Annotated in this window: 11 protein-coding genes; 8 read left to right on the forward strand and 3 right to left on the reverse strand. The window is 61.3% G+C overall.

Annotated features, from left to right (window positions below; all coding sequences use genetic code 11):
- Positions 1-5: 5 nt before the first annotated feature.
- The gene (locus tag QCBJ_RS22925) at positions 6-2,414 is read right to left on the reverse strand and encodes a dermonecrotic toxin domain-containing protein (protein ID WP_145994241.1); all 2,409 of its coding nucleotides are present in this window, start codon (positions 2,412-2,414) and stop codon (positions 6-8) included.
- Between the two features lie 186 nt (positions 2,415-2,600).
- Between QCBJ_RS22925 and QCBJ_RS22930 the strand changes: the two genes are divergently transcribed.
- From QCBJ_RS22930 to QCBJ_RS22950, 5 genes are all read left to right on the forward strand, one after another.
- Positions 2,601-3,620 (forward strand): alpha/beta fold hydrolase, encoded by a 1,020-nt coding sequence (locus QCBJ_RS22930; RefSeq protein WP_102061662.1) that lies wholly within the window; start codon positions 2,601-2,603, stop codon positions 3,618-3,620.
- Positions 3,621-3,675: 55 nt separating this feature from the next.
- Positions 3,676-4,329, forward strand: coding sequence for a DsbA family oxidoreductase (locus QCBJ_RS22935; RefSeq protein ID WP_102061663.1), 654 nt, complete (start codon positions 3,676-3,678; stop codon positions 4,327-4,329).
- Positions 4,330-4,515: 186 nt separating this feature from the next.
- Positions 4,516-5,436 (forward strand): arginase, encoded by a 921-nt coding sequence (locus tag QCBJ_RS22940; protein ID WP_102061664.1) that lies wholly within the window; start codon positions 4,516-4,518, stop codon positions 5,434-5,436.
- On the forward strand, positions 5,433-5,813 hold the full coding sequence (locus tag QCBJ_RS22945) for a hypothetical protein (protein ID WP_064054885.1): 381 nt from the start codon (positions 5,433-5,435) through the stop codon (positions 5,811-5,813). Before QCBJ_RS22940 ends, QCBJ_RS22945 begins: the two co-directional genes overlap by 4 nt.
- A complete protein-coding gene (locus QCBJ_RS22950; protein WP_043204854.1) occupies positions 5,810-6,214 on the forward strand; it encodes an EamA family transporter in 405 nt (134 codons plus the stop codon). Before QCBJ_RS22945 ends, QCBJ_RS22950 begins: the two co-directional genes overlap by 4 nt.
- A 68-nt stretch (positions 6,215-6,282) precedes the next feature.
- Here the strand turns inward: QCBJ_RS22950 and QCBJ_RS22955 are convergent, their stop codons facing one another.
- Both QCBJ_RS22955 and QCBJ_RS22960 read right to left on the reverse strand, forming a co-directional pair.
- Positions 6,283-7,155: a fatty acid desaturase gene (locus tag QCBJ_RS22955; RefSeq protein ID WP_093542009.1), complete on the reverse strand. Its 873-nt coding sequence runs from the start codon at positions 7,153-7,155 to the stop codon at positions 6,283-6,285.
- 56 nt (positions 7,156-7,211) lie between these two features.
- The gene (locus tag QCBJ_RS22960; protein ID WP_102061665.1) at positions 7,212-7,982 is read right to left on the reverse strand and encodes a MipA/OmpV family protein; all 771 of its coding nucleotides are present in this window, start codon (positions 7,980-7,982) and stop codon (positions 7,212-7,214) included.
- A 228-nt stretch (positions 7,983-8,210) separates the two neighbouring features.
- On the opposite strand from QCBJ_RS22960, the gene QCBJ_RS22965 reads away from it, so the two are divergent.
- From QCBJ_RS22965 to QCBJ_RS22975, 3 genes are read left to right on the forward strand one after another with little or no spacing between them, the layout of a single operon-like run.
- Entirely contained in the window at positions 8,211-8,915 is a 705-nt protein-coding gene (locus QCBJ_RS22965) for an MtnX-like HAD-IB family phosphatase (RefSeq protein ID WP_102061666.1), read from the forward strand.
- On the forward strand, positions 8,908-10,302 hold the full coding sequence (locus QCBJ_RS22970; protein ID WP_046034430.1) for an aspartate aminotransferase family protein: 1,395 nt from the start codon (positions 8,908-8,910) through the stop codon (positions 10,300-10,302). The genes QCBJ_RS22965 and QCBJ_RS22970 overlap by 8 nt, the downstream gene beginning before the upstream one ends.
- Positions 10,299-11,198 (forward strand): carboxylesterase, encoded by a 900-nt coding sequence (locus QCBJ_RS22975; protein WP_093542007.1) that lies wholly within the window; start codon positions 10,299-10,301, stop codon positions 11,196-11,198. The genes QCBJ_RS22970 and QCBJ_RS22975 overlap by 4 nt, the downstream gene beginning before the upstream one ends.
- Positions 11,199-11,220 lie beyond the last annotated feature (22 nt).

Raw genomic sequence — 11,220 nt, forward strand, 5'->3', positions numbered from 1 at the left:
TGTTTTCACGTAGCGCGGGTGAGGGCTGCCGCGAGGACTTCACGCTCATTCGTATCGAGCGTGCTGACGAGCACTTTCATAAAGCCCAGGCGTTCACTGAGTGCGTTATCGATGTTACCCAACGCCAGGTCTTCAAGGCTCAGGCTGACTCGGGCCGTGCTGGGTTCCAGCACGGTTTTGGTCGGGGTTCCCGGTGCGCCGGGCGCGGCGAAAAAGTGCTGCCGGTGGGCAACGGTTTCGGGCAAATCCAGTGTCACGGAAAAGGGCTGTTTGAGGGCGAAATCCCGGTTCAGGCGCTTTTCAAGCTGGGTCTTGCAGTAGGTGTGGCTCAGGGGCAGTTTTTGTTCCAGCGCGTGATCGGCCCTGCGCATGGCCCGCCAATAGTCTTCGATCCATGCCTTGAGCTGGGCTCGGTCTTCGGCGCTGACGGTAGTGAGCCAGGTTGTCAGGTGTTCGGCCAGGGCGCCCGTCTGCTGTCGCTCACGCCACTGGGTATAAGCCAGTTCGCGTGCTTCATTCGCCGGTACGCCCAGTTCGTGCAGCAGTTTTACGCGGATGGCTTGCAGTTCAGTGGCTTGTTGCAGGGCCTGTTCGGGCTCGGATGTGCGGTGCAACAGCACTTCAATCTGCTGCACACCGTTGGAAAGCTGCTGGTGCAAGCTGTAATCGAAGGCCTTCTGGCTCAGCAGACGGGGCTCAAGCGTCAGCGCCGGCTGAGTGGAGGTTTGGACGAAGAACCACGCTTGCAACTGCGCAAAGTTGTCAAAGCGATGCACACCACCATTGTGGCCTGGCCAGTAGAGCAGCAGGCTGTTGGGCGAGGAGGGCAATGCTTTCAAGGTGCTGGCTTGGGTAATCAGCAGCACACCCTCGAGTTCTTTTTGGCTGATGGTTTTTTCGCCGTTCTTCTGCTCGATCATGGACAGGACGAGGCAGGCGACCGCGATGTCCTTGGCGGGTGGTTTGTCGGGGTCCAGCCCATCCATCAACCACTGGTATTCTGGGATGCTGATTTGATTCAACTGTCGTAGCAGCTCGGCTTCCTGCTTCAACCCCTGCCATCGCGCCTGCAGCAGGGCGGTGTATTGAGGGGTGTGCTTCTGCAGTAGCTCCGACAGCATGAGCGCAGGTTTTTGATCGAGCAAAGCGCCGGCTGCTGTGTAGGCCTGCTGCCGGGCCTGATGCAGTGCATCGAATAGAGGGGTGAGTAAGGCCAGGCGCGAGTTGTCCTCGCCCGCGAAGACTTCAAGGGCGTTTTGCTGTTGTTTCAAGGCCTGGCGGCGTAGCCCCAATGGCACATCGGCGGTCAAGCCAGTAAAGGGCGGCGGGTTTTCGGTACTGTCGGGTGCAGCGGGCAGTTCTGGGGCTGCAGCGAACAGTGGCTCCCGTTGCAGGCGGTCGATCCGCTCGGCAGTGTGCAGCGCGCTCGCGCCGTGCTCGGCCAAATCACCGTCGGCCGCAGACGTCAGGGTGTCTTGTTTTTGCTTGATCCAATGCTCCTGAAGGTGTGCCAGCCCTGCCTCCAAGGGGGTCTCAACCGTACGGTACTCGATGCCGTGCTCGCGGGTTATCTGCGTGACGCCGGGGAACAATTCCGGCTGATCACGTAGCCAGGTTTCCAGGCGAACGCGGTCGCCGAATACCATCAGCGCCGGCTGTCGGGTGGGCAAGTACACACACTGAGTCACAGGGTTGTCCTGGTCGGTACGGGTCATGACCAACGCACCCGGCACCTCGACCGTAGGGCCGCTGGCAGACGTCAACAGCAGTTGCTCGACATACAGGGCCTGGCCGTCGGCGGGTTGTTCGCCGGCAGGTGGATCGACCAGCCGTAGGAGCGGGGCCACCTGGTCGGTATTGATCTCGCTCACGGCGACGGCATGTTGGGCGGCGGCCAGGAAATGCTGGCGGTACAGTTGGTTGGCCAGTTCGCGCCGGGCCATCGGGGTGCCGGGCGCGCGGGCAATACACCAGGTGATCCAGTGGCTTCTGATCCCATGCCGCAGGTTCAGCTTCAGCAACCGTTGCAGCAGCGCAACCGGTGTCGTCTCTTCAGAGAGACCAGTGAGTGTGCAGCGTTGGTCGAGGGTGGGGTCTACGCCCGCGAACGCATAGTGTTGTTGAGCGTAGGCCCAGGCGTCCGTGAGCGTGACATCCCGGGCAGGGGCATCACCTTGCGCGGCGAAATGCAGATGTACCTGCTCGCCATCCACGTCCAATTCCTGCCTGATCAGTGTGTTGATCGATGCGCGCACGCTGGGCGCGGTCGCCATCAGGTCAAGCAAGCGCTGGCGACTGTCCTGCCAGCTCTCGCGCGCTTGCAGCAAGAGATGCTCATCCACAGCACGACCAAGAGGGGACGAGGGCCTGCGAATGTCGCTGAGGGTAATGCGTGTGTTGAGTTGTTCCGCCATCAGAATGTCTCGGGATCAATGAAGTAACGGGCATTGAACGTCGGCGTGACTTCTGTGGGGGCTTAGATAGTTGTCGCAGTGACCGTTGAGCGGGCTTCATCAAACTGTCACGCAACTGTGGCAGCGCGCTTGAACAAACTTCATCAGACTCGCGCTCTACTGGGGTTCTGCGTTTCGGTGTTTTTCATGCGCGTGTTGCTTTTACTGGCCGCTCTATTGTTCGGCCTGCCGTCTTTTGCGGCTTCTCGATGTGACGTTAATGTCCCGACCCAAACGGTCGACCTGGCTCAGGTGAGCATCGCCTACCAGAGCATCGGCCGTGCGTCCGACCCGGCCTTGCTGCTGGTGATGGGGCTGGGCGGGCAGTTGATCCATTGGCCCGACGAAGTCGTCGTCGCCCTGTGCCAGCAAGGGTTTCGGGTGATCCGCTATGACAACCGCGACGTCGGCCTGTCCACGTGGCGCCAGGCACCGGCCAATGCCAACCTGACCTTTGAAGTGCTGCGCTACAAGCTCGGCCTGCCGTTGGCGGCGCCGTATACCTTGACCGATATGGCCGACGACGCCATCGGCTTGATGGACGCCTTACAGATCCAGCAATTCCACGTGCTGGGCGCGAGCATGGGCGGGATGATCGCCCAGCACCTGGCGGCCATGGCGCCGCAGCGGGTCGAGAGCCTCACGCTGATCATGACCAGTTCCGGCGCCGAAGGCCTGCCGGCACCGAACGCGGCGCTGGTGCAATTGCTGTCGCGGCGCAGCGCGCCGAATCGTGAAGTGGCCCTGGAGCAGCAAGCCGATCTACTGGCGGCGCTGGGCAGCCCGAACGTGAAGGATGATCGCCAGGTGTTGCTGCACCAGGCGGCGCTGTCCTACGACCGGGCCTTCAACCCGGACGGCGTGAAGCGCCAGATCATGGCGATCCTCGCCGAACCGAGCCGCGTGCCGTTGCTCAACCAACTGCGCGTGCCGACCCTTGTGGTGCACGGTACTGCTGACCCGTTGCTGCCGGTGATGCATGGCGTGCACCTGGCGGCGCATATCCAGGGCAGTCAGTTGAAGCTGATCCCCGGCCTGGCCCATCGTTTCCAGGAAGCGTTCAAGGCGCCGTTGCTGGCGGCGGTGTTGCCGTACCTGCAAGCCCATCGCGAAGATGCCGCGCACTGGGCGCAGATTGACTTGGGCGAGCCTGCAAAGGTGTTGTGACATTGGTGTATCGTGCAACCTTTACGGCACATTACTGCTAGCGAGGTTGCCTGCCATGAGTACCCCCCTGAAAATCGATTTCGTCAGCGACGTGTCCTGCCCCTGGTGCATCATCGGCCTGCGCGGCCTGACCGAAGCCCTCGATCAGCTTGGCGCCGAGGTGCAGGCCGAGATCCATTTCCAGCCGTTCGAACTGAACCCGAACATGCCTGCCATCGGTCAGAACATCGTCGAACACATCACCGAGAAATACGGCTCCAGCGCCGAAGAATCCCAGGCCAACCGTGCGCGTATCCGCGACATGGGTGCCGAGCTGGGCTTTGCCTTTCGCACCGATGGCCAGAGCCGCATCTACAACACCTTCGACGCGCACCGCCTGCTGCATTGGGCCGGGCTGGAAGGGTTGCAGTACAACCTCAAGGAAGCGCTGTTCAAGGCGTACTTCACCGATGGGCAGGACCCGTCCGACCACGCCACCCTGGCGATCATCGCCGAAAGCGTCGGCCTGGATATCAAACGCGCGGCCGAGATTCTTGCCTCCGACGAATACGCCGCCGACGTGCGTGAGCAAGAGCAGTTGTGGATCTCCCGTGGCGTGAGCTCGGTGCCGACCATCGTGTTCAATGATCAGTACGCCGTCAGCGGTGGGCAGCCGGCGGAGGCGTTTGTGGGCGCGATTCGCCAGATCATCAACGACTCGAAAAACTAAAGTCGAACACGGGTCAACCTGTGGGAGGGGGCTTGCTCCCGATAGCGGTGGTTCAGTCAAAACATGTGTTGACTGACACTCTGCTATCGGGGGCAAGCCCCCTCCCACATTTGTTTCTCGGTGTTCTTGAGATAAGTGCTGGCCCGCCCCTTGCATTGACCCCTTAAAGCCTTAGGGGACACTGCCTTGAACATTCTTGACCTCGACCACAGCCTCACCGCCCAGGCACCGATTGCCCGGCGTTTGGCCAATGGCCGCGCCCACCGTATCGACCTGCTGGACCTGGGCCCCAAGCTGCGCTTGTGGTCCACCGAAAAAACCTGGAAGCGCTTCGCCGAACGTCTGGCCCAGCGGCCCCGGCCTACGGATGCGCGGCCGGAAATCCTGTTTGTCGGTTCCGGCGACTATCACCACCTCACACCGGCCTTTCTGGCCGATCTCAAAGAACCGATCAGCCTGATCCACTTCGACAACCACCCCGACTGGGTACGCTTCGCGCCCAAGCGCCACTGTGGTTCGTGGGTCAACCGTGCGCTGAAAATGCCGGCGATCAAACGCATCGTCACCCTCGGCCCGTGCAGCGACGACCTGCATAACCCGCAACTGCGCGGCGGCAACCTTGGCGCCCTCAAGCGCGGGCACTTGCAGCTGTTTCCCTGGCAGCACGCGCCGTCGAAAGTCTGGGGGCGGGTAGGCGATGGCGCCGGCCATCGTCAGCAGGAAGACCACCTGCACTGGCGCAACCTGGCCGAGCTGGATTGGACGGCGTTTCTCGAGCAGATGATCAGCAGCCTGCCCACCGAAGCGATCTGGATCACCGTCGACAAAGACGTGCTCGCCAGTGAAGACGCGGCGACCAACTGGGACCAGGGCGGCATGCGCCTGACTCACCTGCTGCAAGCCCTGCGGGCGTTGGCGGCGCGCAAGCGCATCATCGGCATCGATGTGTGCGGCGAGTTCGCCCAGCCTGCCTTCAGCAACGCGTTCAAGCGCTGGGAAGCCAAGTCCGACCAGCCGCCACCCGAGCGTTGGAGCGCGCAAGACCTGCAGCGCAACGCCGCCACCAATGAAGCCTTGATTGATCTGTTTGAGGAACTGTTCCCGTGACCTTGACCGTGGTGTTGCTGGTGGCGTTTTCCATCGTGCTCGATGTGATCGGCCAGCTGTGTTTCAAGATCGGCCTGGACCGGTTGCCCGAGCTGGACGGCGGCTTTCGCCTGAATGCGTTCTGGGGCCAAGTGTTTAATGCGCCGTTGCTGTGGGCCGGGATCGGCGCCTATGCGATCGAATTTTTCGTGTGGCTCGAGGCCTTGTCCCGCGCGCCGTTGAGCCTGTTGTTTCCGGCCGCCGCGCTGGCGTATTGCGGGGTCGTGCTGGCGGGCAAGGTGGTGCTGGGCGAGACCGTCAGCCGCCGCCGTTGGGCGGGCACGCTGGTGATTACCTTAGGTGTGATGTTGGTGGCGATTGCAGGGAGCCAGGCATGAGTACGCAAACGATGAATACCGGATGGCTGCACGGGCGCTTCGGCACGGTGGTGCTGTGGGCCTTGTTGATCTGCACCGAAAGCGCGGGCCAGCTGTTTACCAAAGTGGCCGGGGATCAATTGGGGCAGATGGATTTCAATTGGCAGTGGCTGGGTGAGGTGGCGCGCAACCCTGGGATCCTGGCGGCGATCGCCAGTTATATCGGCGCGTTTTTCGTCTGGATGCTGATCCTGCGGCGCAGCAGCCTGTCCCTGGCGTTTCCGCTGAGTTCGCTGGTGTTTGTGGTGGTGTTGCTGGGTTCGTGGCTGGGGCTGGGGGAACATATCAGCCCGCTGCACTGGGTGGGGGTGGCGGTGATCATTGGCGGGATTGTGTTGTTGGCCGAAGGTGAAGAGAACTGATCGGCTTGGTTTTTGTAGTGAGCGGGCTGGCCTCGCGCGGGGCAAGCCCGCTCACTACAAGGTCGGGGTTAGCCGCGGAATTTGCGGTGTGCGACTAAAAATCCTAATCCATGGGACACCGGAAGCGTTTTCACTCCAGCCGCACGCTGCTGCTCGGCAATCTCTCGATGAAACGCCTTCACTTTCGTCCAGTGCATCTTCGGCCGGTAGTGGTGCTCGGCGTGGTAGCCGTTGTTCATCCAGATCAGGTTGTACAGCACACCGTAGGCGCTTACGCCCCAGGCAATCGGCAGGTCCGGGTTGCCGCCGAAGTGCTCGTAGTAGCCATTGAGCGATGACAGGCACTGGCCCAGGTACCAGAACGGCAGCAACCACACTACCGCCTGCCAGTTGTAGAAGGCCAGGGCGAGATAGAACGCCACTGTCACGCCGATCTCGACCTTGACCCAACGCGCATCCGCCGGACGTTTGCGCTTCATTTCGTCATAGAAGGGCTTGGGATCGTCGCGGAAAAAACTCAGGAAGGTATAGGCCCACGGGTTCTCCGGCTGGCCATCGTGGCCGCGCTGGTAGATCGACAGCGGGTCGATGGTTTTGCCATCCGGCCCCGGCAGGTCGGCGTTGCCACGGTGATGGCGGTTGTGGATATCGCGGTAGAGCGTCTGGGAAAAACCGATGGTCACCGACAGCAACAGGTCGAAGGCCCGGTTCATCGCGCGATGGCTGAAGTAGGCGTTATGGATCTGGTTGTGGGAGATGCTGTTGATGCTCCACGACAGACTGATCGCGTAGACCAGCGCCAGGGGCACCAAGGCCCACCAGTCCAGGCTGTGGAAAGCGCCAACCAGCCAGACGACAAAGGCGAAATGCGCCAGGCCCAGCGCGATGGGCACCAGGTCCCAGAGTGAATGATGCAGCAGGCGGTAAGCGGGGCGAGCCATGAAGAATGTCCTGGAAAAATGGATTCCAGCACCTCATTGCAAAGCCCAGACCAACCTCAATCGAACTTATAGCTGATAGCCGTCTGCACCTGGCCCTGGTTCACGTCGCCGGTTTCCTTGACGATGCTGCTGTTGGCGGCCGAGCCTACCAGGTGGACCCAGCTGGCGCTGGTCAACAGCGACCAGTTGGCCGCCAGGGGGAATTCAAAGCTCTGGGTCAGCGTCATGTTCTGGAAGCCACCACTGGCGTTGTAGGGACGGATTCCGGAATCCGCGGACTCATTGGCATCAACCCCGAAAAAGGTCTGGGTCTGGCGGGCGTCGGCAAAGTGCGCCATCAGGCCGGTGCTGCCAATGATGCCGCCACCCAGGGGATAACCCAGCTCACCGCCGACCTTGCCCAGCACACCGCTTTGATCTCGCCCGCCGCCGACGGCCTGGCCCAACTGGGCGTATACCCGCCAGAAATCAGCCGGCGCATATTGGATAAAACCGCCCACCTCGGCCATGTCCGACACATTGCGCAGCCCCTGCAGCGAGCCGTTCGAGGTGCGCCCCTGCAGGTAATTGATATACGGGCCTGCGGTAAAACCGTGGGTGTCCAAGGCGCTCCAGGTCAAGCCGTCATCGGTACTCAGGCTGACGGAGCCCCAGTCCAGATCGAAATAGGGCACCGGCCGCGTTTCGTAGCGGCTGCCGGTAGGGTCATGGGGCTGGTAGCTGACGCCTGCGCCGACTTCGCCGGTGATACCGTCGGCCAGTGCCAGGCTTGAAACACTCCACAGGCCAAGTAACCCGGCGAGTGCAGCGCATGTGATCCTCAACATGGTCACAGTTCCTTGATTGAATACGTGCGCATGAACGCGCAAAGCGCCGTGCCCACGCAAGCACTCATCTTGTTTGTAGCAAGCTACAAAAATTGTAGCTCCTACGACACAAATCGCCCTCCATTCCGAGCAAAGCCCCAGCCCCGCTGGGCCTGCGCCAGTTGGCACACTCCCTGCTCTACCCCTTGTTGCAAGCGCACACAGCGCGCTCCTCCAAGGTAAACAACGATGATCCACTGGCATATCGTGTGTGACTTCGACGGGACCATCACCCCCACCGATGTCATCGACAACGTCCTCCAACGCTTCGCCGGCCCCGAGTGGGAAACCATCGAACAGGAATGGCTGGATGGGCATATCGGTTCACGCGAATGCCTGAGCCGCCAACTGGCACTGATCAAGGCCACCCCCTCCGAACTGCTGGCGTATTTCGACAGCGTCGAGATCGACCCGGACTTCCCCGACTTCGTCGATCACGTGATCGGCCTGGGTGCGTCCATCGAAGTCGTCAGCGACGGCATCGAGCAGGGCATCGCGCGGATCCTGTCACGCAACTACGTGACCCTGCTGCCGATCCTCGCCAACCGTCTGCGCCAGGTCGACCAGAACAGCTGGCGCATAGACTTCCCGTACGCCAGCGATGCCTGCCGTGCCGCTTCCGGCAACTGCAAGTGCAAGTCCACGCCGCGCAACAAGCGCGTGCTGGTGATCGGCGACGGCAAGTCCGACATGTGCGTGGCCTCCACCGCCGACTTCGTGTTTGCCAAGGGCAGCCTCGCCGACTACTGCGTGGCCAACCACATTCCGCACGCGCGCTTCGACACCTTTGCCGAAGTGCCTGCATTGCTGGCGCTGCTGCCACAGGGCATCGCCGCCAACGCCACCACCTTCAACAGCTCTTCTGACAATCAGGAACTCTTCCACCATGTCTGATATCCGTATCGCTACCGCCGAAGACCAGATCCTTCTGGATAAAGAAGCCAAATACTGCTCCTACGGCGACACCGTCCACTACATCGAGCCGCCACGTATTTTCAGCCGTTGCGAAGGCTCCTACGTATGGGACACCGAAGACCAGGCCTACCTCGACCTGCAAATGTGGTACTCGGCGGTCAACTTCGGCTACGCCAACCCACGCTTGAACAACGCGCTGAAACAGCAGATCGACACCCTGCCGCAAATCGCCAGCCAGTACCTGCACAAAGGCAAGATCGAGCTGTCGGAAATGATCGCGGTCGACGCCAAGAAGAAATTCGGCCTCGACGGTCGTGTGCACTTCAACGTCGGCGGTTCGCAGTCCATCGAAGACTCCCTGAAAGTGGTGCGTAACGCCACCAACGGCAAGAGCCTGATGTTCGCCTTCGAAGGCGGCTACCACGGGCGTACCCTCGGCGCGTCGTCGATCACCTCCAGCTACCGCTACCGTCGCCGCTACGGTCACTTCGGCGAGCGCGCGCAGTTCATCCCGTTCCCGTACCACTTCCGCGGCCCTAAAGGCATGACCAAGGAAGAGTACGGCAGCCACTGCGTGCAGCAATTCGCCCGCCTGTTCGAGACCGAATACAACGGCGTGTGGGACCCGAAAGTCGGCCAGAGCGAATACGCCGCGTTTTACGTCGAGCCGATCCAGGGCACCGGCGGCTACGTGATCCCGCCGATGAACTTCTACCGCGAACTCAAGCAGGTGCTGGACCAGCACGGCATCCTGATGGTGTCCGACGAAATCCAGATGGGCTTCTACCGCACCGGCAAGTTGTGGTCGATCGAGCACTTCGACGTGCAGCCGGACGTGATCGTGTTCGGCAAGGCCCTGACCAACGGCCTCAACCCGTTGGGCGGCATCTGGGCCCGTGAAGAATTGATCAACCCGAAGATCTTCCCACCAGGCTCGACCCACTCCACCTTCGCCTCCAACCCGTTGGGCACGGCGGTCGGCCTGGAAATGTTCAAGATGACCAACGAAGTCGACTACGGCGCGATGGTCATGGCCAAGGGCAAATTCTTCCTCGAAGGCCTGCAAGACCTGCAGAAACGTTTCCCGATCATCGGCGACGTCGACGGCCTGGGCCTGGCCCTGCGTTGCGAAATCTGCGGCCCGGATGGTTTCACGCCGGACAAGGCGACCCTGGACTACATGGTCGAAGAAGGCATGAAGGGCGACATGGTAGTGGATGGCCAAAAACTCGGGCTGATCCTCGATGTGGGCGGTTACTACAAAAACGTGATCACCCTGGCACCGTCCCTGGAAATCAGCTACCCGGAAATCGAACTGGGCTTGAAGCTGCTTGAGCAACTGCTGGTGCGGGCGACCAACCGGTGAACACGGCAGAGATCGACCTCGGTGAAGGTGATGCCGGCTTCGTTCTCGGTGAAGGTCCGGTCGGGATCCTGTTGATCCACGGCCTGACCGGCACTCCCACGGAATTGCGCCAGGTCGCCAAGGGCCTGGCCAAGGCGGGCAACTGCACGGTGTACGTGCCTACCCTGGCCGGGCATTGCGGCGACAACAGCGACCTGCAAGCCACCGGTTGGCGTGACTGGTACGAAGGCGTGCGCAAGACCTTCGTGGGCGTGAAGCAGCGCCACGAGCAGGTGTTTGTCGGTGGCTTGTCGATGGGTGCGGTGATGTCGATGTACCTGGCGTCGGAGCATCCGGGCCAGGTGGCCGGGTTGCTGATGTATTCCACCACGCTCAAGTACGACGGTTGGAGCATCAACAAAATGGCGTTCATCACGCCGTTGCTGATCCGTATCCCGTTCGGCGTGCGCCTGTTCCGCTTTACCGAGAAGCCGCCCTACGGCATCAAGAATGAACGCCTGCGTGCCATCGTTGAACGGCAGATGAAGGAAGGCGAAAGCAGCGAGGCGGGCCTGTTGACGATGGAGGGCGTGACGGTGCGTGAATTGCACTGGATGAACGCCGTGGTCAAAAAACGCATGCCGTCGATCAACGTACCGGCGCTGGTGCTGCACTCCATCGAGGACGACATCACCAGCCGCTGGAACGCCGATTACGTGGAGCGCCATCTTGGCGGGCCGGTGACCAAGATCCTGTTGGACAACTGCTACCACATGATCACCGTCGACCTGCAATACCGCCGAGTCATCGAGCTAAGCGCCGCTTTCATCAGCGAACGAACTCTATGTAGTGAGCGGGCTTGCCCCGCGCTGGGTGGCGAAGCCGCCCCATTTCCGGCACTGAGTTTTTCCAGTTAAACCGCAATTGCAGTTTTTAGGG

Origin of the sequence: Pseudomonas sp. QC2, from assembly GCF_002859085.1 — a bacterium.
In the GTDB taxonomy this organism is placed as follows: Bacteria; Pseudomonadota; Gammaproteobacteria; order Pseudomonadales; family Pseudomonadaceae; genus Aquipseudomonas; species Aquipseudomonas petroselini.